This is a genomic window from Uliginosibacterium flavum, from assembly GCF_040566545.1.
In the GTDB taxonomy this organism is placed as follows: Bacteria; Pseudomonadota; Gammaproteobacteria; order Burkholderiales; family Rhodocyclaceae; genus Uliginosibacterium; species Uliginosibacterium flavum.
Genome location: NZ_JBEWZI010000001.1, coordinates 365,395 through 385,518, shown reverse-complemented (window position 1 = coordinate 385,518; position 20,124 = coordinate 365,395). Strand labels below are relative to the sequence as shown.

Here is a 20,124-nt window from a genome sequence, read left to right as displayed (position 1 = left end):
TGCCTTGATAGTTGGCTGCTATTGCGGGAAAATCGCGGGCTTGCTGGACCGCGTGTCGCTCCCCCTGCGGCGCAACTTAATACTAATCAGGAGATTTGCAATGGCTGCAAAAGACCGTATGGCCGTATTGGCCGCGATGATGGACCAGGCTGTGATTCCGGTGTTTTATGATTCGGACGTCGAAGTTTGCAAGAGCGTTATCCAGGCTTGTGCCAATGGCGGCGCGCCTTGCGTCGAGTTCACCAACCGTGGCGATTTCGCTTCGCACGTGTTTTTTGAAGTCACCAAGTACTTCTCCAAGGCTGATCCGTCCGTGATCATGGGCGTGGGCTCCATCGTTGAAGCCCCGACAGCCGGTATCTATATTGCCAACGGCGCCAAGTTCATCGTCGGCCCGATGCTGAACGCCGAAGTGGCCAAAGTCTGTAACCGTCGTGGCATTCCTTACAGCCCCGGCTGTGGCTCCGCGACCGAAATCGGCTACGCACAAGAGCTGGGCTGCGAAATCGTCAAGGTGTTCCCGGGCGCTTCCGTGGGCGGTCCCGAGTTCGTCAAGAGCGTCATGGGCCCGATGCCCTGGACGCGCATCATGCCCACCGGTGGTGTCGAGCCGACCGAAGAGTCCCTGCGCAAGTGGTATGGCGCCGGCATCGTTGCTTGCGGTATCGGTTCCAACTTGATCACCAAGAAGCTGCTCGACGCCAAGGATTACAAGGGCATCGAAGAAAACGTTCGCAAGACCGTTCAGCTGGTCAAGACCATCAAGGCCGAACTGGCTGCGAAGTAATCTGTTTTGAATTCTGTCGGGCCGCTCAGCGCAAGCTGCGCGGCCCGCAGTACGAACATCGACTCCACTCACATCACAGGATAAAAAATGTCTTCTGAACTGATCATCAAATCTGCCGCCGAAACCAAGTGGGACTGCGTGTCCTTCGGTGAAGTCATGCTGCGTTTCGACCCGGGCTTCGGCCGCGTGCGTAACTCCCGCCAGTTCCAGGTGTGGGAAGGCGGCGGCGAGTACAACGTCGCTCGCGCCATGAAGAAGTGCTGGGGCAAGCGCGCTGCAGTCGTCACGGCTCTGCCGAAGAACGACCTGGGCTGGCTGGTTGAAGATTTCATCATGCAGGGCGGCGTGGACATGTCCCACGTCATCTGGCGCGATTTCGACGGTCTGGGCAAGAACACCCGCGTCGGTCTGAACTTCACGGAAAAGGGCTTCGGCATCCGTCCGGCTCTGGGTTGTTCCGATCGCGGCCACACGGCTGCTTCGCAAATCCGCCCGGGTGAAGTGAACTGGGAAAAGCTGTTCGGTGAAGAAGGCGTGCGCTGGTTCCAGACCGGCGGCATCTTCGCCGCGCTGGCCTCGAACACCGCTGAAGCCGTGATCGAAGCCGTTGAATGGGCCAACAAGTTCGGCACCGTCGTGGCCTATGACCTGAACTACCGCGCTTCCCTGTGGAAGAGCCAGGGTGGCAAAGAAGGCGCGCAGAAGATCAACCGCAACATCGCCAAATATTGCGATGTGATGATCGGCAACGAAGAAGACTTCACCGCCTGTCTGGGCTTCGAAGTGGAAGGCGCCGACGAGCACCTGACCAACATCGAAACCGACAGCTTCAAGAAGATGATTCAAACCGCTGTCGCCGAGTTCCCGAACTTCAAGGTGGCTGCCACCACCCTGCGCAACGCCAAGACCGCGACGATCAACGACTGGTCCGCACTGTGCTATTACCAGGGCGAGCTGTATCAGTCCATGAAGCGCGAAAACCTGGAAATCTATGACCGCGTCGGTGGCGGTGATGGTTTCGCTTCCGGTCTGGCCTATGGCTTCCTGGAAGGCAAGGGCCCGCAAGCTGCCGTCGAATACGGCGCAGCGCACGGCGCACTGGCCATGTCCACCCCGGGCGATACCTCCATGGTTCGCGTGGAAGAAGTTGAAGCTGCAATGAAGGGCAAAGGCGCTCGCGTCATTCGATAAATTTGCGCATTGCGCTACTGCGCGGGCCGATCTCGAAACTCCGGTGCTCAACGTACTCACGTACGTATCCGCTCCTCGTTTCGACCTCGACTCCGCTCGCTACGCGCCCTGCACAAATCTGACGGTTGGGTTGTAAATCAAAAAACCCGCAGGCAATGTCTGCGGGTTTTTTGTTGGGAAACATGAAAGAGAGTGTCACGCCATGACCTGGCAAGAATTCAAACAGAACTATCTGGTGCGTTTCTGGGCGCCTGTGCCTGCGGTGCTCGCGGCGGGCGTGCTCTCGGCGTATTACTTCGGCATCACCGGCACCTTCTGGGCCGTGACTGGCGAATTTACGCGCTGGGGCGGGCATCTGCTACAGGCCTTCGGCGCTCAGCCTGAAAGCTGGGGCTACTTCAAGGTGATCGGGCTGGCGGGTACGCCGTTGGATCGCGTCGACGGCATGATGATCATCGGCATGTTTGCCGGGTGTCTCTCTGCCGCGTTGTGGGCCAATAACGTCAAGTTGCGTATGCCGCAGCACCGCATCCGCATCGTACAGGCGGTCGTCGGCGGCATGATCGCCGGTTTTGGCGCGCGGCTGGCGATGGGCTGCAACCTCGCGGCTTTCTTCACCGGCATTCCGCAATTTTCCCTGCATGCCTGGTTTTTCATGCTGACGGCGGCGGCCGGCTCCTGGTTCGGTGCGCGCTTCACCATGCTGCCGGTATTTCGCATTCCGGTGAAGCTGCAGAAGGTGTCGGCCGCCCAGCCGCTGACGCAGCATCCCGATCACGCCGCACGGCGTTTCCGCTTGGGCATGCTGGTATTTGTTGGCGTCGTCTTGTGGGCTGTCGCTACCACCTTTTCTGCACCCAAGCTCGGGTTGGCGGCCTTGTTCGGCGTGGCCTTCGGCTTGATCATCGAGCGTGCGCAGGTGTGTTTCACTTCGGCCTTCCGTGATCTGTGGCTCACCGGCCGCACCCAGATGGCCAAGGCCATCCTGATCGGCATGGCCGTGAGCACCATCGGTGTGTACAGCTACGTGCAGCTCGGCGTGCCCGCCAAGATCATGTGGATGGGGCCGAATGCCGTCATCGGCGGGCTACTCTTTGGCTTCGGTATCGTGCTGGCGGGTGGCTGCGAAACCGGCTGGATGTATCGCGCGGTGGAAGGACAGGTGCATTACTGGTGGGTCGGGCTGGGCAACATCATCGGCGCCACCGTGCTGGCCGCCATGTGGGATGACATTGCCCCGGCGCTTGCCACCAGCTATCCCAAGACCAATCTGCTGGAAGTCTTCGGTCCGCAAGGTGGTCTGATCGTGACTTATTTGTTGCTCGCGCTGGCCATGCTGGCCGTATTGGCCTGGGAGAAACACTTCTTCGCCCGTAAAGCCGCAAAAGATACCCTTGCCAAGGAGGCTGTATGAACAAGCCCGTTTACGTTCCCGACTATCGTTTGGATATGGTCGGTGAGCCCTGTCCTTATCCTGCGGTCGCCACGCTGGAAGCTATGCCGCAGCTCAAACCCGGCGAGATTCTGGAGGTGGTCAGCGACTGCCCGCAGTCCATCAACAACATTCCGCTGGATGCGAAGAATCACGGTTATGAAGTGCTGGAAATTCAGCAGGATGGCCCGACCATCCGTTATCTGATCCGGCGTTGAAGCGCAGGCAATAGTGAAATAGCCCGCCGGCGGAAAAACGGTGGGCTTTTTCTTGTCTGTAGTGCTGTGTTGGGGCGCTGAGAGGCTCGGCCTGAAGAGGCTTTCTGCTGCTTGTTCTTCAGCGTGCCTGCCTGCACAGCAAGGCGGGGTGAGGCTGTGCAACAGGCCTGCTCGAAGACGCCCGCTGCATGCGGCTCTTCATGTGTTTGTCCGCTGGCGCGCGATAGCGGCTATCATCGCCGCGCCCCCGTTAGCCCAGAACAAGACATGCCTACCCCAGAGACCTTGTCGCCCGAGTCGGCGATTTTTCACATTTCCTTTTACAAATTCGTTGCCCTGCCTGATCCCGAGGCAGTGGTGGAAACCCTGTGTGAGCTGACCGAAGGTTTGCTTGGCAGCATCCTGGTGGCGGGTGAGGGCATCAACGGCATGCTTGCAGGTAGTGCGCTGGCGCTGGATGCGTTCGAGCGTCAGTTGGCGACCGATCCGCGTCTGGCGGGAAAATTCGTTGGCCTGCATTTCAAGCGCAGCCCGTGCAGGACGGCACCTTTCGGCAAGATGAAGGTACGGCTGAAGGCGGAGATTCTGCCGCTGGGTGTGCCGGGTGTGGATGCGACTGCGCAGACCGGTATCGACCTGAATCCGCAGCAATGGCGCGAGCTGATTGCGCAGGATGATGTGGTGTTGATCGATAACCGCAACAGTTTTGAATTCCGTCTGGGTCACTTCAACAAGGCCATCGATCCGCTGGTGAATAACTTCCGCGACTTCCCGCGTTATGTTGAGGCGCATCTGGATGAGTGGAAGAGCGAGGGCAAGCGTGTGGCCATGTATTGCACCGGAGGCATCCGCTGCGAGAAGACCAGCGCCTGGTTGCTGGATCGTGGGCTGACGGTGTATCAGCTCGAGGGCGGCATTCTGAATTTTTTCGAGAAAATGCCGGATGCCGAGGCGGACTGGCAAGGCGAGTGTTTCGTCTTCGATCGGCGCGTCGCGCTCGATACGCATCTGCAGGAAACCGCCACGACCGTGGAGGATGTGTATGTCGATGCGCCAGGTGAGCAATGGCGGCTGGCGCGTGCGCAACGTCTGGATCAGGAGCCGGAGGGGGCTGCAGATCGGGATGCTGAGATTTCGTAAGCAGCCTGCGCAAATAAAAATGCCGCCAAGCTGACTTGGCGGCATTTTTTCGAGCAGCCCTTTTCAGGCTTGCCGGATATTACGGCTTGGCGATTTCAAAGTCGGCCATGGCCTTGGCACAGTTCGCGGCAGCTGTTTCAGCTGCTTTTACCATTGATGCGGGGGCGCCCGTTGGAGCCTTGGCGCCCGTGCACAGGTACAGTGGCTTGCCTTTGAGTGCCCATTGGCTCATGCCGTCAGTGCGCTCGATGATCTTGTAGTCACCAATATCTGCGTCATCAGGCGTCGGAAACAGAGGGCCAAACACTTTGAGGCAGTCGCGTACGCATGCGCTCTCATTGGGCTTGGTGTCCTTCTTGTAGAAGTACAGTGTTTCGCCGCTGGTGCTGACCAGCATGTCGCCCTTGACGATGGCAGGGGCGACAGCTTCCGGAACGGAGGGAGTTGAACTGCATGCAGACAGCAGTGCGAGAGAGAGCGATGCAACGACGAGGCTAAGCTTTTGCTTCATATGTGTGTCCTCCTGGTGTGTTGTCAAACAAACTCTGGGTCATTTTGGGACGCCAATCGGCATTATTCCAAGTACTGCGCGCTTTCTCAATGGATAATTGCAGCAGGTGACGATTGTGCAACAGTATCCGACGTCAGCTTCCAGTTGTTCTGCCAGGCAGCGCGTACGGCGTTGGGATATTCTGCTTTGCCTAGGCTGCCGTTGTAACGCCCCAGTGCTCGGTATAAATCCCCTTTTTCAATGTCGAGATAGTGACGCAGGATCGTGCAGCCGAAACGCAGGTTGGTGCGCAAGTGAAACAAATTTTGATCCGGAGCGCCAATCTGTTTTACCCAGAAGGGCATGATCTGCATCAGCCCGCGTGCGCCAGCGCTGGATACTGCGTATTTGCGAAAGCCACTTTCCACCTGGATCAGACCCAATACCATTTGTGGGTCGAGGCCTGCCCGTTGCGCTTCGTAATAGACTGTTTTGAGGAGATCAATGCGTTCCTGTGGATCAGGCATTTTGCGAGCGAGCCGTGGAACCATCTCGTTAAGCCAGCGTAGTTTGCTGTCGAGAGACGAGAAAATCGGCTCAGGCGAAGCCCGGTCGCTGACCGCCGCATGCAGGGCAGCCTGTACGCTGGCTGCGAGCTCCTCTTCTTTTTGCGCCCCCGCCCAAGCTGGCGCGCAAAGCAGAACAAAGAAGAGGGCTGCGAGGCGTTGAAGCATTTTGATGTTCACTGCCCGAGCTTGGTTTTGATGAAGGAGACGATATCCGTGATGTTTACTTTGGTGGCTTCGGTATCACGACGGCCCTGATATTCGGCCTGGCCTTCTTTCAACCCGCGATCACCAATGACGACGCGATGTGGCACGCCAACCAGCTCCCAGTCGGCGAACATGACGCCAGGGCGTTCGTCACGGTCATCAATGATGACGTCGATGCCGGCGGCAAGCAGTTCGGCGTGAAGAGCATTGGCGGCATTACGAACGGCTTCAGAACGGCTCCATCCCATTGGGCAGATCACGATCTGGAACGGGGCGATGCTGTCGGGCCAGATGATGCCGCGGTCATCGAAATTCTGTTCGATGGCGGCTCCCATGATGCGGGTGACGCCCACGCCATAGCAGCCCATCTCCATGATCTGCTCCTTGCCATCTTCGCCAATGAATTTGCAGCCCATGGCTTCGGAGTAGCGCGTACGCAGCTGGAAAATGTGGCCGACTTCGATGCCGCGACAAATGGCTAACTGGCCTTTACCGTCGGGCGAGGGATCGCCTGCCACGACATTGCGGATGTCTGCGAATTCGGGCTCAGGAAAATCGCGGACAAGGTTGGCGCCGGTGAAGTGGTAGTCGTTTTCATTGGCGCCGATGACAAAATCTGCCATTGCGCTTACTGCACGGTCAGCATAAATGCGGCCTTTGAAACCGATTGGCCCGAGCGAGCCGGGTTCGCTGCCGAAGGCGTCGCGGATGGTGGTGGGGGAGGCGAAACGCAAGGGCGAAAAAACGCCAGCCAGTTTGCTGGCCTTCACTTCGTTCAGCTCGTGGTCACCGCGCAGCAGCAGCAAGACCGGAATGCCATCCTCACCGTCGACGACGACGGACTTGAGTGTCTGTGTGGCTGAGAGCTTGAGGAAGGCCGCCAGTTGTTCAATGGTCTTGGCGCCGGGCGTGTGAACTTTGACAAGTTCAGCCTGGGCTGTCGGCCGGACTGCCGCTGGCGCCATGGCTTCTGCCAGTTCGACATTGGCGGCGTATTCGGAGTCGGGATTGTAGGCAATCGCGTCTTCGCCGGTCTCGGCAATTACGTGGAATTCGTGCGAGCCAGTGCCGCCGATAGCGCCTGTGTCGGCTGCCACGGCACGGAACTCAAGGCCCAGGCGGGTGAAAATCCGCGAATAGGCGCTGAACATGTTCTGGTATTCGCGTTGCAGATCTTCAAAGCTGGTGTGGAAGGAGTAGGCATCCTTCATCGTGAACTCGCGGCCACGCATGATGCCGAAGCGCGGGCGGCGCTCGTCACGGAACTTGGTCTGGATCTGATAGAGATTCTTTGGCAGTTGGCGATAACTGCGCAAATCCTGACGGACGATGTCGGTCACTACTTCTTCGGAAGTTGGCTGGATGATGAAGTCGCGATTGTGGCGATCCTTGAAGCGCAACAACTCGTCGCCCATCTTGTCGAAGCGGCCCGTTTCGTGCCACAGCTCGGCCGGTTGCACGACCGGCATTGACAGCTCGATCGCGCCGGCTCGATTCATTTCCTCGCGGATCACGTTCTCGATCTTGCGGATGACGCGCAGCCCCATCGGCATGTAGTTATAGATGCCCGCAGATAGTTTTTTGATGAATCCGGCACGCATCATCAGTTTGTGGCTGACGATCTCGGCGTCGGACGGAGCTTCTTTGAGGGTGGAGATGTAAAACTGGCTGGCACGCATGGTCTGGGAGGGGCGCTGATCGTGAAAAGAGGGTGAATTGTACCCGAGCGGCTGTATTGGCGGACATGGCGGAGCCGGGTGGTTTCCTTGGGCGGTGATCTGTGAAAGAATCGGTTCAACGTTCAACATTCAGGTGATTCATCATGCTCGACCGGGACGGTTATCGCCCCAATGTCGGCATCGTCATCGTCAACTCGAACAACGAGGTATTCTGGGGCAAACGCATCCGCGAACATTCTTGGCAGTTTCCACAAGGTGGCATCAAGCAGGGTGAATCACCCGAGCAGGCGATGTTCCGTGAACTCTACGAGGAAGTTGGCTTGCGTCCCGAGCATGTGCGTGTGCTCGCCCGGACTCGTGACTGGTTGCGCTATGACGTGCCCAAACACTGGATCAAGCGCGAATGGCGCACGACATACCGTGGACAGAAACAGATCTGGTTTCTGTTACGTCTGGCTGGTCGCGATTGCGATGTTGATCTGCGCGCCAGCGGGCATCCCGAGTTCGACGCCTGGCGTTGGACCGGATTCTGGGTGCCACTGGAGTCGGTAATCGAGTTCAAGCGTGGTGTTTATCGCTTGGCGCTCAATGAATTGGCCGACATCCTGTTTCATGGGGATGTACAGGCCCGACCGCGCGGCTATGAGCTTGATGTGGCGGGAAGCCAGTGAGTCCGTTTTCCATGCTCGACAAAGCGGTTCTGCATTTTGATCGCGTTCTGCGCACGCTCGCCGCGCCGCCACGTTCCGCCCGCCCGACCCCGGGCGCCGACTTGCCTGAGTGCGAAATGGCCGAAGCCGAGCGGCGTCACACTGCGGGGCTCATGCGCGTCAATCACGTCGGTGAAGTTTGTGCTCAGGCCTTGTATCAAGGCCAGGCGCTGACGGCACGTTCGGATCATGCGCGTGCGGCGCTGGACAAGGCTGCTGATGAAGAAACCGAGCATCTGGCCTGGACGCACCAAAGGATCAAGGAATTGGGTGGGCGAGTCAGCCTGCTTAACCCTTTGTGGTACGGCGGCGCTTTGTCGATCGGTGTGGCGGCAGGGCTGGCAGGGGATAAATGGAGTCTCGGGTTTCTTGCTGAAACAGAGCGACAGGTAGAAGCCCATCTGGGTTCACACCTTCAAAAAGCTGCGGCCCAGGATTTGCGGACCCGCAGCATTCTTGATCAGATGCAGCGCGATGAAGCTGCACATGCCGAGATGGCAGTCCAGCTTGGCGCGCACGCATTGCCGGTTCCTGTGCGCATGGCGATGAAGCTGGCGTCGCGCGTGATGACGACGCTGGCCTATCGTATATAAGCCAGCGCAAGCGTCATCAGGGCGCCGTTGCTGCAGTCTCGATGATCTCGAAATCGTGGCTGATCTCCGCTGTTTTGCCGAGCATGATCGACGCAGAGCAGTACTTGTCGGAAGAGAGCTTGATGGCTCGTTCAACGACTTCCGGTTTAAGGCTCTGTCCGCTGACTACATAGTGATAGTGGATGCGGGTAAAAACCTTGGGGTCGGTTTCAGCGCGCTCCGCACTCATGCGTACTTCGCAGCCATTCACGGCGTGCCGGCCGCGTTTGAGGATGAGTACGACATCATAGGCGGTGCAGCCGCCGGCGCCGACCAGAATCAATTCCATGGGGCGTGGCGCCTGATTCGTGCCGCCGAGCTCGCCTGCGCCTTCCATGGCAACCTGATGACCGCTACCTGTCGTCGCGCTGAAGGACGCGTCTCCGGTCCATTTGACTGTGCATTCCATGCTGAAATCTCTGTAAGTGGTGGGTTTGAGAGTGTAGCGGCAGGCGAAGATTTGCGGGGTTTCTGTCCGCAAGCCCGCTGTATCAGGGCTTCGTAAGACTTTGTGGCAGCAGGGCCGTCTTTGATAAGCGTGATTTATTTACTTATAGAAACATTCTCCATGCGTCAAACAAATAGATCTTGCAACGCAACATCGGGCTGACACATAATGGAACTGTGCTGATCGACATGCCTTGCATGTGCCGGATCAGAAGATTGTCTCCTCCACCCTCCTCCTTTGGTGTGGACTTGGCGCAGCCCCACAAGGGCTGCGTTTTTTTATTCCGAATTCACGGTGAAGCACGAACAGGTCGGGCGAATGCTTGGGCTGCAGAGTTTTGCTGAATGCGCAGATCTTGTTTGACAGCGCTGTTTGAACAGGCATATACTTGCCGACTTTCCGCGCACGGGTGTCCGTGCGACGCACAACAAGACAAGACAAGAGGAAACTCTGTGATGAAGACCTTTTCCGCCAAGCCGCATGAAGTGACGCACGATTGGTTCGTCGTCGATGCGACTGACAAAGTGCTCGGTCGTTTGGCTAGCGAGATCGCTCGCCGCCTTCGCGGCAAGCACAAGGCTATTTATACGCCGCACGTTGATACCGGCGACTTTATTGTCGTCGTTAATGTTGAGAAGTTGCGCGTTACGGGTGACAAAGCCCAAGACAAGAAGTACTACAGCCATACCGGTTATCCGGGCGGCATCAACGAAACCAACTTCACCAAGCTGCAACAGCGCTTCCCGGCGCGTGTGCTTGAGAAGGCCGTCAAGGGCATGTTGCCCAAGGGTCCTCTCGGCTACGCCATGCTCAAGAAGCTCAAGTGCTATGCTGGCGCTGCGCATCCGCACGCTGCACAGCAGCCCAAGGTGCTGGACATCTAATTCAGGAGCGATAGAGTATGCCCGTCGGTCAATATAATTACGGTACGGGTCGTCGCAAGACGGCTGTTGCCCGTGTCTTCATCAAAGCTGGTTCTGGCAAGATTGTTGTCAACGGCAAGCCTGTTGATGAGTTCTTTTCGCGTGAAACCGGTCGTATGATCGTTCGTCAGCCGCTTCAGCTGACCGAAAACGTTTCGACCTTTGACATCATGGTTAACGTTATCGGTGGTGGTGAGTCTGGCCAAGCCGGTGCGGTGCGTCACGGCATTACGCGTGCCCTGATCGACTTCAGCCCTGAGCTGAAGCCGGTTCTGAAGAAGGCTGGTTTCGTGACACGTGATGCGCGTGAAGTGGAACGTAAGAAAGTCGGCTTCCGCAAGGCACGTCGGCGTAAACAGTTCTCCAAGCGCTAAGCGCAGGGGAATTGCCCAAAGAACCCGCTTCGGCGGGTTTTTTGTTGCCCAGTTTTTCGTGCGTGCGTGCGTGTTGTCAATGTGGAAAAGGCCGCAATTGCGGCCTTTTGTCATTCTGGTGACGCAAAACTCACATGGGTTGTGTGCGTTTGTCGTGCTCGATCAGCGCGTAAGCCGAATGGTTGTGGATGGATTCGAAATTTTCGGATTCGACGACATAGGCATCGATGCGCACTTCGGCATTCAGGCGTCCTGCTACGTCGCGTACGAGATCTTCGACAAACTTTGGATTGTCGTAGGCGCGTTCGGTGACGTATTTTTCATCCGGGCGCTTGAGCAGGCCGAATAACTCACACGAAGCCTCTGCCTCGGCCAGTTCGACCAGTTCCTCGATCCAGACCAGCGTATTGGTTTTCGCCGTGATGGTGACGTGTGAGCGCTGGTTGTGCGCACCGTAAGCCGAAATTTTCTTGGAGCAGGGGCACAGGCTGGTAACGGGGACGATGACCTGCATGGTCAGTGAGAAGTTGCCACCTGCGACAATTTCGCCAATGAAGCGGATGTCGTAGTCCATCAGGCTTTCGACCCCGGAAACAGGGGCTGTTTTGTTGATGAAGTAGGGGAAGCGCATTTCCAGGTGGCCGGTTTCGGCCTCCAGGCGCTTGACCATTTCACGCAGCATCGGCTCGAAGGATTCGACCGAAATTTCACGATCTTGGCTGTTCAGGATCTCCACAAAGCGCGACATGTGGGTGCCCTTGAAATTGTGGGGCAGGCCGACATACATGTCGAACGTGGCAATGGTGTGCTGTATTCCATGGCCGCGATCCATAACGCGTACAGGATGGCGGATGGATTTGATGCCAACTTTGTTGATGGCCAGGTGGCGGCGATCTTCAGAGCCTTGGACGTCGGGGATTGTTGTGTCTGGGGAATTCATGGGGGCCTTGTCGATTCACCCTGTGCTTGAGGGCGAGGGTGGTTTTTGTATCAGTCTCAAGTGTAAGTCTATAAATCCTGAGTGAAAAACTCAACTATTCTTGGTCTTAGCTTTTGGCTATTGCCGCATGCAGGCGGATTCGCGCGAGGATTGCAGGCGCGTCCAGCCCTGCATCATGCAGAAGTTGTGCCTGATCTCCGTGATCAATGAAGTGGTCGGGCAAACCCATGCGCAGCAGGGAGGTTTTCAGTCCTGCCTCTTCCAGCACGCGCGCCACTTCACTGCCGGCGCCGCTGATGACGGCATTTTCTTCCAAGCTGACCAGCAGCTCATGGCTGGCAGCGAGTTCACGAATCAGTGCCGCGTCAATCGGCTTGGCAAAACGCATGTTGGCGACCGTCGCACCGATTTCTTCACCGACTTTGATGGCTTCATGCAGCAGTGTGCCGAAGGCGAGTAGGGCTACTTTGCTGCCTTGACGACTGATAGCGCCTTTGCCGATAGGGAGCGCCTGCATTTCGGCGGCGGGGGCAATGCCATTGCCGCTGCCGCGCGGATAGCGCACGGCGCTGGGGCCGTTGTGTTGATAGCCCGTTGTGAGCATCTGGCGACATTCGTTCTCGTCGCTGGGCGTCATGACGATCAGATTTGGCACGCACAGCAGAAAAGACAAGTCGAAGGCGCCGTGGTGCGTGGCGCCATCAGCGCCGACCAGACCGCCGCGGTCTATCGCCAGCAAGACCGGTAGGTTCTGCAATGCGATGTCGTGGATCAGCTGATCGTAGGCGCGTTGCAGGAAGGTGGAGTAGATCGCCACGACCGGCTTCATGCCTTCGCAAGCCAGGCCGGCAGCGAAGGTCAGCGCGTGCTGTTCGGCGATGCCAACGTCAAAATAACGCTGGGGGAATTCCTGCTCGAAGCGCACCAGACCCGAGCCTTCGCGCATGGCAGGGGTGACCGCCATCAGACGCTCGTCCTGTTTGGCCATGTCACACAGCCAGTCCGAGAAAACCTGGGTAAAGGTCAGCTTGCCGCTGCTCTTGCCTGTCTGAATGCCGGCGGTGCGATCAAATTTTCCGACGCCGTGATACAGGACCGGATCGGCCTCGGCGAGTTTGTAGCCTTGGCCTTTGCGCGTGATTACGTGCAGGAACTGCGGCCCCTTCAGGTTGCGGATGTTCTGCAAGGTGGGGATCAGGGCATCGAGATCGTGGCCATCAATGGGGCCGATATAGTTGAAACCGAATTCTTCGAACAGGGTGCTGGGCGTGACCAGGCCTTTGACGTGCTCTTCAACTTTTCTGGTCAGCGACGGGCCCAGTACCCGTTCGCCTGCGCGGCGTGCGGCGGCGTAGGTCCGGCCTGAAAGCATGCGTGCGAGGATCTTGGTCAGTGCGCCCACCGGCGGTGAAATCGACATTTCATTGTCGTTGAGCACCACCAGCAGATTGGCATCCAGTACGCCACCGTTGTTGAGCGCCTCAAAAGCCATGCCGGCCGACATGGCACCGTCACCAATCACGGCGATGCCATGACGATCTTCCCCCTTGCGTTGCGCGGCTACGGCCATGCCGAGCGCGGCGGAAATCGACGTCGAGGAGTGGGCGGTGCCGAAGGTGTCGTATTCGCTTTCGCTGCGACGTGGAAACCCGGAGATTCCCTTGTACTGGCGCAGGCTGGCCATGGCTTCTCGGCGACCGGTGAGGATCTTGTGGCCGTAGGTCTGATGACCGACGTCCCAGACGATGCGGTCTTCCGGCGTGTTGAACGCGTAGTGCAGGGCAATCGTCAGTTCGACGGTGCCGAGGTTGGACGATAGGTGGCCGCCGGTTTTTGATACGGACTCGACCAGAAAGGCGCGCAGTTCTTCAGCTACTTGTGGCAGTTGCTTGCGATCAAGCTGGCGCAGATCGCTCGGCGAATTGATCGTTTTCAGCAGCGGATAGGAGTTCATGAGTCGGGGCTTTGCCTTGTAATTATCTGTGTGTGCGGCGGATCAGAACTGGCGGCTGACGATGTAGTGCGCCAGCTCACGCAGGCAGGCGGCACGGTCGCCAAAACTGGAAAGTGCGTCCGTGGCTTCTGCAGCGAGTTCCGTGGCCAGTGCTTTGGATTCGGAAAGCCCCAAGATGCTGACGTAGGTGGGCTTGTTGTTGGCAGCATCCTTGCCGGCCGTCTTGCCCAGCGTAGCGGTGTCGGCCACCGCGTCGAGCACGTCATCGACGACCTGGAACAGCAGGCCGATGCATTTGGCGTAACGGTCGAGGTGCTGCAACTGTTCGTCGCTGACTTCGCCAGACAGTGCGCCGAGCAAAACGGCGGCGCGGATCAGCGCGCCGGTTTTGTGCAGATGCATCACTTCCAGCTCGGCGCGGGAGAGTTCCTTGCCGACCGAGGCCAGATCGATGGCCTGGCCGCCGGCCATGCCGCGCGAGCCGGAGGCTTGCGCCAGCGTGTGGATCGCGCGCAATTGGCGCGCCGGATCGGCAAACAGGCCGGGGGCGGAAAGGATGTCGAAGGCCTGTGTTTGCAGTGCATCACCGACCAGCAGGGCGGTGGCCTCGTCGTACTGCACATGCACGGTGGGTTTGCCGCGGCGCAGTGCGTCGTCGTCCATACAGGGCATGTCGTCATGCACCAGCGAGTACACGTGGATGCATTCCACGGCGCAGGCGGCTGCGTCCAGCGTCTTTGCTGCAGCATTGGCCAACTCGCCCGCCGCGTAGGCCAGCAGCGGGCGTACCCGCTTGCCGCCCCCCAGCGTGGTGTAACGCATGGCTTCGTGCAGGCGTTCGGGCGCAATGCTGGCCGCGGGCAGGGCGTGCTCCAGCGCTGTCTCGACGCGTTGCTGATGGTGGTGCATCCAATCGGTGAATTTTACTGCGCTCATGCGGCGTCTCCGGCGGGCAGGTCGACGAGTTTGCCGTCTTCCAGCATTTTGATCTTCTGTTCGGCGGCCGTCAGCGTGCCCTGACACTGGCGCAGCAAGGTGATGCCGCGTTGATAACTGGACAGCGCCTGTTCCAGCGGCAGATCGTCGCGCTCCATGGCGGTGACGATGGATTCGAGTTCGGCGACGGCCTTTTCGAAGCTTTCCGGTTGTTCCGTTTGTTTGCTTTTGACCATTGCGATGGGCGATACGGGGGTTTAGCTCAGGGTAAACAGTTGATTATAATTTATCGCCCCGGGTTTCCGGCCGAAAAGGATTGTTCTGCATGTTCGAAATCGCATCATCCCGCCAGTCGGCAGCTGCAAGTTCCAGTGAACAGGCTCAGTTGCCGGTCTCCGCTTACTTTGATCCAGCGCTGTTTGAAGTGGAGAAGCGCCTGCTTTTCGATGCCGGGCCGGGTTATGTTGGGCATGCGCTGATGGTGCCCGAAGTGGCCGATTACCATACGCTGCAGTGGCTGGATCACGCGCGCATGTTGATGCGCGGCGCAGATGGCGTACACCTGATGTCGAATATTTGCCGGCACCGGCAAGCCTTGATGCTGGAAGGGCGGGGCAAGGCGCGCAACGTCGTGTGCCCGGTGCATCGCTGGACCTACAGCAATCAGGGCGAGCTGATCGGCGCTCCGCACTTCCCGCAGAACCCTTGCCTGAATCTGGAACGGCAGGAGCTGGAGACCTGGCAAGGCTTGCTGTTCAAGGGGCCACGCAGCGCAGGTGCCGATCTGGCCGGCATGCAGCTGGCGCCGGAGCTGGATTTTTCCGGCTACGTGCTCGGTCACGTCGAGCATCATGAATGCAAGTACAACTGGAAGACTTTCATTGAAGTTTATCTGGAGGATTACCACGTCGCGCCTTTTCATCCGGGCTTGGGCAACTTTGTCACCTGCGACGATCTTTCCTGGCAGTTTGGCGATTGGTATTCGGTGCAGCGCGTGGGCAGCACTTCACTGAAGAAGGCCGGCAGCCCGGCTTATGCGCGCTGGCAGAAGGCGGTGCTGGAGGCCAATGGCGGCGAATTGCCCAAGCACGGCGCGATCTGGCTGACCTATTTCCCCAACATCATGGTCGAGTGGTATCCGCACGTGCTGGTGGTCAGCCATCTGCAGCCGCTGGCCGTGGACAAGACGCTGAATGTGGTCGAGTTCTACTACCCGGAGGACATCGCGGCCTTCGAGCCGGAGTTGATCGAAGCCGAACGCGCCGCCTATATGGAAACCGCCGTTGAAGACGATGAGATCGGCGAGCGCATGGATCGCGGCCGGGCAGCGTTGCTCAAGCAGGGCATCAATGACGCCGGCCCTTACCAGTCGCCGCTGGAGGATGGCATGCGGCATTTTCATGCGTTTTATCGTCGGCAGATGGGCGGGTACTTGCCGCCTGCGGCGGAGGATTGTGTGCTGCCTTCGGCAGAGTGCTGAGCAATGAGGACTGAGTGCTGAGTGGGCATGCTTGTAGAGCCGCGCGCGGTAAGCTTCTTCGAGTAGGTGTGCTGCAGAGGGAATACGGGTGCGAATCTTTGGATGTGCGTGGTAAAGAGGCTTGGCCATCGCGCTTCTCGGAACAAACTGCCCACGCACTCAGCACTCAGCACTCAGCACTCAGCACTCAGCACTCAGCACTCAGCACTCAGCACTCAGCACTCAGCACTCAGCTTTTCGGCTTGAAGATCTGCAGGCGCATCTGCTCTTTGTCGGGCAGGGCGTTGGCGGGCCAGCGTAGTACGCGCAGGCGGTGCTGGCGCAACAGGGTTTCGGCGCGATCGAGCATCGGGTCGATTTGATCGCGCTCGATGAAAATCACCACGACCGGCGAGAAATCTTTCTTGCACACCACGAAATCGGCCTGCACGCGCGGTGGCGTTGGGCCATGCGGGTCGAGCAGGCTGGCGATGTCCACGCCTGCGAGTACCGGGAAGTTGTTCAGATCATTGCGTAGTTGCAGAAAAACAGATTGCGCAGCCGCGTCCAGCACGGGTTTGCGGCGTGCAGGCTGAAGGTCGTTGCTGGGCGGGGCTTTGCGATGATTCTTATGAAGATCTACCACCGGCGCGGCTTTGCGCGCAGGCTTTGCAACGAGGTCTGGATTCGAAGCGACAACGACGGCGCGCGGCGCGCGTGGTTTGCGCATTGCCAGCACTTCGGGCGTGGGGGCAGGTTCGGCGGGTAACTCGAATTCTTCGCGCTGTGCCATCAGCAGGGCGAGGTGGTCGGCGTCGAACTCGTGGCGGTTCGCAAAGCGTTCCTGCCACACCTTCCAGGCACGGAAAAGGAAGTAGCCCATCACTCCGAATATTGCCGCCAGGATCAGCCAGCCCACGTTAATGCCTCCGCAAAAGTTGGGGCATTGTAGAGCGATGCGCTGCCGGATGGGTGGGCAGGTGTCCAGAAGATGGGGCCGTCGGTCTTGTTAACGGCAGGACTGAGCTGCCGCCTGCGGCGGAGTGCTGGGCGGTTGCCTTCAGCAGAGTGCTGAGCAATGAGGACTGAGTGCTGAGTGGATATTTCCGCCGGCTTCGCCTGCGTGGGTTTTGTAGGAGCGGCTTTAGCCGCGAAGAGCATTCGCGGCTAAAGCCGCTCCCCCGATCAAGTCGAGGGCAGTCTCTACAGGGCATGCTTGCAGAGCCTTGCCTGTATTGGGTCTTCGGGTAGTCGCGTTGCAGAGGCAATATGGGCGAGGCTCTGCGATCATGCCGAAACCGTAGGGCGGACGAGCGCAGCGAATTCCTGCGTATGGGGTTTTGCGGCGTGGCGTGAGGCGATCCTGCAGATCGTTGGCAGAATTCGCTTTGCTCGTCCGTCCTACGAAAATCAAGCGAGAGTGCCGAGTTTGATTGGGGCGGTGTTTAACTTTGCCCCGCCAGATCCGCCAGAATCGGGCAGTCCGGGCGGGCGTCGCCGGCGCAGCAGGCGGTGAGCTGGCTGAGGGTGTCGACCATGCCTTGCAACTCGGCAATGCGCGCTTCCAGCTCGGCAATGTGGCTTGCGGCGATCTGTTTGACGGCGGCGCTGGAGCGCTGGCGATCCTGCCATAGGCCGAGCAGGGTGCGGATCTCGTCCATCGAGAAGCCGAGTTTGCGGCTGCGCAGGATGAAACGCAGGGTGTGGACGTGCTGCGCGGCATACACGCGGTAATTGGCGGCGGTGCGCGGCACGGCGCCCAGCAGGCCGAGTTCTTCGTAATGGCGGATCATTTTGATCGATACGCCGCTGGCGGCCGAGGCGGCGCCGATGTCTACGAAGCCGGCCTCGAGGGCGTCGGCGTGTTCAAGCGGGACGGGCATGGCGTGATTCCGGCAAGGTGAGTGCCGATTTTAACGCTGCCTCGCCAGCGCGTGTCAGTAGCGCACGAAACCACCGCGCTCTGGCGCGATGCCTGAAGAGCCTCGTCGGTTGGCGCTCTCCGGGCTGTTGCCGTGAAGAGAGCCGCCCGCTGCGGCTCTTGAGCCTGCCAGCTTGAAGAAGTCCATCAGCTGCTGCAGTTGCTCGGCCTGCCCGCTCATTTGCTCGGCAGTGGCGGCGAGCTCTTCGGAGGCCGAGGCGTTCTGCTGGGTCAGCTGCGAGAGCTGGCCCAGTGCGGTGTTGATCTGGCCGACGCCAGTGGATTGTTCCGTTGAGGCCGCGGCGATTTCCTGTACCAGTTCCGCGGTTTTCTGGATGGCGGGCACGATGGTGTCGAGCAGTGTGCCCGCCCGCTCGGCCATGCTCACGCTGCTGCCGGCCAGTTCGCCAATCTCCTGTGCGGCCACCTGGCTGCGTTCGGCGAGTTTGCGCACCTCTGCGGCCACCACGGCGAAACCCTTGCCCTGCTCACCAGCGCGGGCGGCTTCAATCGCCGCGTTCAGCGCCAGCAGATTGGTCTGGTAGGCGATGTCATCAATGATGTTGATCCTGGCGGCGATCTGTTTCATCGCGTGTACGGTTTGCCCGACGGCTTTGCCGCCATCGCCGGCTTCGCGGGCCGCCTGGACTGCCATACTGTCGGTGATGCGAGCGTTGTCGGCGTTCTGGGTGACCGAGCTGCTCATCTGTTCCATCGAGGCGGAGGTCTGTTCCACGCTGGCGGCCTGCTCGCTGGACGATTGCGACAGGGATTGCGAGGTGGCGCTGATCTGGCCGGAGGCGCCGGTCAGGCTGTCGGCGGCACTGCGCACCTCGGCGATGATCTCGGCGAGTTTGCCCGTCATGGCGTGCATGGCGATCATGAGCTTGCCGACTTCATCGTGACTGCGCGCTTCTACGCGTACGGTCAGGTCGCCCGCCGCAATTTTTTCGAAGACCCGTACCGCCTCATCCAGAGGCTGGCTGATCCAGAGCCGCCCCATCAGTGCAGTGCTGGCCGCAATCAGCACGGCGATCAGCAGCACCGCGACAATGAGCATGGTCTGCACGCTACGCGCATCGCGCGTGAATTCCTCGACGAAGCCGTCCGAGACGATCAGCCAGTTCCAGTGGGGGAAGCTGCCGAACACGCTGAGTTTTTCCCGGCTCTGGCCTTGTGTGGTTTTCTCGTTCCAGGTGAAGGCGCCGGTTTTCTGTTCCAGCATCTGGCGAATGACTGACTTGTCATCCGTCGATTTCAGATCCAGCAGGCTTTTGCCCTCGGCCTCAGGGTGCACCACGGCCTTGCCCGCATCGGCACCACTGCTTTCCAGCACGAAGACGTGGCCGGTCTCGCCGATGCGGAGGTCGCGGATCTTCTGCTTCAACGTGGCCAGCCCCTCGGTGAAATCGATGCCGATGAAGCCGATGCCGATGACCTTACCGTTTTCCAGCAAGGGTAGATAACGCACGACGTAGTCGCGGCCGAAGAGCTTGGCGCGCCCGGTGTAGGGCTTGCCGGCCTGCATCAAGTCATACGCCGGGTGCTTGTGGTCGAGTTGGGTGCCGGTGGCACGTTTGCCGTTGGCGTCTTGCAGCGAGGTGGCAACGCGGGTGAAGTCATCGCCTTCGCGCACAAACAGCGTGGCAACCGCGCCTGAGGCGGCGCTGAAGCTGTCGATCAGCGCGGCAGCCTTGCTGTGATCCGCTTTCACGCTGCTCTGGCGCATGGTTTCCGGCACGGCACTGCCCAGGCGCGAAACGAATTCGGCGCCGAGCTGGGTGGCCGTGTTTTCCAAGCTGACAGCGTACACCTCGACCATGTCGACGATGCGTTGGTTGGCCACTTGCAGCGCAGTCGTGGCACTGGTCTGCATGCGGCTGGATAGCTGGCTGCACAGATAGCTGCCGGCGATGCCGAAAATCAGTACCAGCAGGCCGACCGTGAGCAAGCTCAGACGGGTGGCGATGGACAGGTCGGCAAAACGGGTGCGGATTGAGGCGTGACGGATCATGACGGAGTCTTCCGTTTATCGGGCCGGCGCTTGTCGGGTGGCGGTCGGCCAATGTCTGGACATTGGTGGCTACTTCCCTGTTTGCGGCACGCCGATCAGATCG

General features: G+C 59.3%; 21 protein-coding genes. 10 read left to right on the top strand and 11 right to left on the bottom strand.

The window, feature by feature from the left end; translation table 11 throughout:
• Positions 1 to 100 precede the first annotated feature (100 nt).
• The 5 genes from ABXR19_RS01685 to trhO all read left to right on the top strand — a co-directional run bounded on the left by ABXR19_RS01685 (position 101) and on the right by trhO (position 4,768).
• Positions 101 to 787: a bifunctional 4-hydroxy-2-oxoglutarate aldolase/2-dehydro-3-deoxy-phosphogluconate aldolase gene (locus tag ABXR19_RS01685; protein WP_354599337.1), complete on the top strand. Its 687-nt coding sequence runs from the start codon at positions 101 to 103 to the stop codon at positions 785 to 787.
• An 87-nt stretch (positions 788 to 874) separates the two neighbouring features.
• Entirely contained in the window at positions 875 to 1,978 is a 1,104-nt protein-coding gene (locus ABXR19_RS01680) for a sugar kinase (RefSeq protein ID WP_354599336.1), read from the top strand.
• Positions 1,979 to 2,180: 202 nt separating this feature from the next.
• Positions 2,181 to 3,392 (top strand): selenium metabolism membrane protein YedE/FdhT, encoded by a 1,212-nt coding sequence (gene yedE / locus ABXR19_RS01675; RefSeq protein ID WP_354599335.1) that lies wholly within the window; start codon positions 2,181 to 2,183, stop codon positions 3,390 to 3,392.
• Complete coding sequence (gene yedF / locus ABXR19_RS01670; RefSeq protein WP_354599334.1) at positions 3,389 to 3,628, top strand: sulfurtransferase-like selenium metabolism protein YedF; 240 nt, start codon at positions 3,389 to 3,391, stop codon at positions 3,626 to 3,628. The genes yedE and yedF overlap by 4 nt, the downstream gene beginning before the upstream one ends.
• A 267-nt stretch (positions 3,629 to 3,895) precedes the next feature.
• A complete protein-coding gene (gene trhO, locus ABXR19_RS01665) occupies positions 3,896 to 4,768 on the top strand; it encodes an oxygen-dependent tRNA uridine(34) hydroxylase TrhO (RefSeq protein WP_354599333.1) in 873 nt (290 codons plus the stop codon).
• A gap of 79 nt (positions 4,769 to 4,847) precedes the next feature.
• On the opposite strand, the gene ABXR19_RS01660 is transcribed toward trhO, so the two are convergent.
• The 3 genes from ABXR19_RS01660 to ABXR19_RS01650 form a co-directional block, all read right to left on the bottom strand.
• Positions 4,848 to 5,279, bottom strand: a complete 432-nt coding sequence (locus ABXR19_RS01660; RefSeq protein ID WP_354599332.1) for a COG4315 family predicted lipoprotein — start codon at positions 5,277 to 5,279, stop codon at positions 4,848 to 4,850.
• An 86-nt stretch (positions 5,280 to 5,365) separates the two neighbouring features.
• Positions 5,366 to 5,992: a lytic transglycosylase domain-containing protein gene (locus ABXR19_RS01655; RefSeq protein ID WP_354599355.1), complete on the bottom strand. Its 627-nt coding sequence runs from the start codon at positions 5,990 to 5,992 to the stop codon at positions 5,366 to 5,368.
• Positions 5,993 to 6,000: 8 nt separating this feature from the next.
• Positions 6,001 to 7,710, bottom strand: a complete 1,710-nt coding sequence (locus tag ABXR19_RS01650) for a proline--tRNA ligase (RefSeq protein ID WP_354599331.1) — start codon at positions 7,708 to 7,710, stop codon at positions 6,001 to 6,003.
• A gap of 143 nt (positions 7,711 to 7,853) precedes the next feature.
• Here ABXR19_RS01650 and ABXR19_RS01645 point away from each other — a divergent pair, with 143 nt between their 5' ends.
• The gene (locus ABXR19_RS01645) at positions 7,854 to 8,381 is read left to right on the top strand and encodes an RNA pyrophosphohydrolase (RefSeq protein ID WP_354599330.1); all 528 of its coding nucleotides are present in this window, start codon (positions 7,854 to 7,856) and stop codon (positions 8,379 to 8,381) included.
• A gap of 11 nt (positions 8,382 to 8,392) precedes the next feature.
• The gene (gene coq7 / locus ABXR19_RS01640) at positions 8,393 to 9,013 is read left to right on the top strand and encodes a 2-polyprenyl-3-methyl-6-methoxy-1,4-benzoquinone monooxygenase (RefSeq protein WP_354599354.1); all 621 of its coding nucleotides are present in this window, start codon (positions 8,393 to 8,395) and stop codon (positions 9,011 to 9,013) included.
• 16 nt (positions 9,014 to 9,029) lie between these two features.
• Here the strand turns inward: coq7 and ABXR19_RS01635 are convergent, their stop codons facing one another.
• Positions 9,030 to 9,461, bottom strand: a complete 432-nt coding sequence (locus ABXR19_RS01635; RefSeq protein WP_354599329.1) for an OsmC family protein — start codon at positions 9,459 to 9,461, stop codon at positions 9,030 to 9,032.
• Positions 9,462 to 9,955: 494 nt separating this feature from the next.
• Between ABXR19_RS01635 and rplM the strand changes: the two genes are divergently transcribed.
• Complete coding sequence (gene rplM / locus ABXR19_RS01630) at positions 9,956 to 10,384, top strand: 50S ribosomal protein L13 (protein WP_354599328.1); 429 nt, start codon at positions 9,956 to 9,958, stop codon at positions 10,382 to 10,384.
• A gap of 17 nt (positions 10,385 to 10,401) precedes the next feature.
• Positions 10,402 to 10,797, top strand: coding sequence for a 30S ribosomal protein S9 (gene rpsI / locus ABXR19_RS01625; protein WP_354599327.1), 396 nt, complete (start codon positions 10,402 to 10,404; stop codon positions 10,795 to 10,797).
• 130 nt (positions 10,798 to 10,927) lie between these two features.
• Here the strand turns inward: rpsI and folE2 are convergent, their stop codons facing one another.
• The 4 genes from folE2 to ABXR19_RS01605 form a co-directional block, all read right to left on the bottom strand.
• A complete protein-coding gene (folE2, locus tag ABXR19_RS01620; RefSeq protein WP_354599326.1) occupies positions 10,928 to 11,737 on the bottom strand; it encodes a GTP cyclohydrolase FolE2 in 810 nt (269 codons plus the stop codon).
• 106 nt (positions 11,738 to 11,843) lie between these two features.
• Positions 11,844 to 13,691, bottom strand: a complete 1,848-nt coding sequence (gene dxs, locus ABXR19_RS01615; protein WP_354599325.1) for a 1-deoxy-D-xylulose-5-phosphate synthase — start codon at positions 13,689 to 13,691, stop codon at positions 11,844 to 11,846.
• Positions 13,692 to 13,733: 42 nt separating this feature from the next.
• Entirely contained in the window at positions 13,734 to 14,627 is an 894-nt protein-coding gene (locus tag ABXR19_RS01610) for a polyprenyl synthetase family protein (RefSeq protein WP_354599324.1), read from the bottom strand.
• Positions 14,624 to 14,863, bottom strand: coding sequence for an exodeoxyribonuclease VII small subunit (locus ABXR19_RS01605; RefSeq protein ID WP_354599323.1), 240 nt, complete (start codon positions 14,861 to 14,863; stop codon positions 14,624 to 14,626). The genes ABXR19_RS01610 and ABXR19_RS01605 overlap by 4 nt, the downstream gene beginning before the upstream one ends.
• An 89-nt stretch (positions 14,864 to 14,952) precedes the next feature.
• On the opposite strand from ABXR19_RS01605, the gene ABXR19_RS01600 reads away from it, so the two are divergent.
• Complete coding sequence (locus ABXR19_RS01600; RefSeq protein WP_354599322.1) at positions 14,953 to 16,107, top strand: aromatic ring-hydroxylating oxygenase subunit alpha; 1,155 nt, start codon at positions 14,953 to 14,955, stop codon at positions 16,105 to 16,107.
• A gap of 229 nt (positions 16,108 to 16,336) precedes the next feature.
• On the opposite strand, the gene ABXR19_RS01595 is transcribed toward ABXR19_RS01600, so the two are convergent.
• The 3 genes from ABXR19_RS01595 to ABXR19_RS01585 form a co-directional block, all read right to left on the bottom strand.
• Positions 16,337 to 17,005 carry a hypothetical protein gene (locus ABXR19_RS01595; RefSeq protein ID WP_354599321.1) on the bottom strand — a complete coding sequence of 223 codons (669 nt, stop codon included), beginning with the start codon at positions 17,003 to 17,005 and terminating at the stop codon, positions 16,337 to 16,339.
• 526 nt (positions 17,006 to 17,531) lie between these two features.
• Complete coding sequence (gene cueR, locus ABXR19_RS01590) at positions 17,532 to 17,969, bottom strand: Cu(I)-responsive transcriptional regulator (protein WP_354599320.1); 438 nt, start codon at positions 17,967 to 17,969, stop codon at positions 17,532 to 17,534.
• A gap of 54 nt (positions 17,970 to 18,023) precedes the next feature.
• Positions 18,024 to 20,021, bottom strand: a complete 1,998-nt coding sequence (locus tag ABXR19_RS01585; protein WP_354599319.1) for a methyl-accepting chemotaxis protein — start codon at positions 20,019 to 20,021, stop codon at positions 18,024 to 18,026.
• Between the last annotated feature and the right edge of the window lie 103 nt (positions 20,022 to 20,124).

What these genes read in the sequence shown, in the direction of transcription:
- ABXR19_RS01685 (WP_354599337.1), top strand. Translation starts at nt 101, where the DNA reads ATGGCTGCAAAAGACCGTATGGCCGTATTGGCCGCGATGATGGACCAG.
- ABXR19_RS01680 (WP_354599336.1), top strand. Translation starts at nt 875, where the DNA reads ATGTCTTCTGAACTGATCATCAAATCTGCCGCCGAAACCAAGTGGGAC.
- yedE (WP_354599335.1), top strand. Translation starts at nt 2,181, where the DNA reads ATGACCTGGCAAGAATTCAAACAGAACTATCTGGTGCGTTTCTGGGCG.
- yedF (WP_354599334.1), top strand. Translation starts at nt 3,389, where the DNA reads ATGAACAAGCCCGTTTACGTTCCCGACTATCGTTTGGATATGGTCGGT.
- trhO (WP_354599333.1), top strand. Translation starts at nt 3,896, where the DNA reads ATGCCTACCCCAGAGACCTTGTCGCCCGAGTCGGCGATTTTTCACATT.
- ABXR19_RS01660 (WP_354599332.1), bottom strand. Translation starts at nt 5,279, where the DNA reads ATGAAGCAAAAGCTTAGCCTCGTCGTTGCATCGCTCTCTCTCGCACTG.
- ABXR19_RS01655 (WP_354599355.1), bottom strand. Translation starts at nt 5,992, where the DNA reads ATGCTTCAACGCCTCGCAGCCCTCTTCTTTGTTCTGCTTTGCGCGCCA.
- ABXR19_RS01650 (WP_354599331.1), bottom strand. Translation starts at nt 7,710, where the DNA reads ATGCGTGCCAGCCAGTTTTACATCTCCACCCTCAAAGAAGCTCCGTCC.
- ABXR19_RS01645 (WP_354599330.1), top strand. Translation starts at nt 7,854, where the DNA reads ATGCTCGACCGGGACGGTTATCGCCCCAATGTCGGCATCGTCATCGTC.
- coq7 (WP_354599354.1), top strand. Translation starts at nt 8,393, where the DNA reads ATGCTCGACAAAGCGGTTCTGCATTTTGATCGCGTTCTGCGCACGCTC.
- ABXR19_RS01635 (WP_354599329.1), bottom strand. Translation starts at nt 9,461, where the DNA reads ATGGAATGCACAGTCAAATGGACCGGAGACGCGTCCTTCAGCGCGACG.
- rplM (WP_354599328.1), top strand. Translation starts at nt 9,956, where the DNA reads ATGAAGACCTTTTCCGCCAAGCCGCATGAAGTGACGCACGATTGGTTC.
- rpsI (WP_354599327.1), top strand. Translation starts at nt 10,402, where the DNA reads ATGCCCGTCGGTCAATATAATTACGGTACGGGTCGTCGCAAGACGGCT.
- folE2 (WP_354599326.1), bottom strand. Translation starts at nt 11,737, where the DNA reads ATGAATTCCCCAGACACAACAATCCCCGACGTCCAAGGCTCTGAAGAT.
- dxs (WP_354599325.1), bottom strand. Translation starts at nt 13,691, where the DNA reads ATGAACTCCTATCCGCTGCTGAAAACGATCAATTCGCCGAGCGATCTG.
- ABXR19_RS01610 (WP_354599324.1), bottom strand. Translation starts at nt 14,627, where the DNA reads ATGAGCGCAGTAAAATTCACCGATTGGATGCACCACCATCAGCAACGC.
- ABXR19_RS01605 (WP_354599323.1), bottom strand. Translation starts at nt 14,863, where the DNA reads ATGGTCAAAAGCAAACAAACGGAACAACCGGAAAGCTTCGAAAAGGCC.
- ABXR19_RS01600 (WP_354599322.1), top strand. Translation starts at nt 14,953, where the DNA reads ATGTTCGAAATCGCATCATCCCGCCAGTCGGCAGCTGCAAGTTCCAGT.
- cueR (WP_354599320.1), bottom strand. Translation starts at nt 17,969, where the DNA reads ATGCCCGTCCCGCTTGAACACGCCGACGCCCTCGAGGCCGGCTTCGTA.
- ABXR19_RS01585 (WP_354599319.1), bottom strand. Translation starts at nt 20,021, where the DNA reads ATGATCCGTCACGCCTCAATCCGCACCCGTTTTGCCGACCTGTCCATC.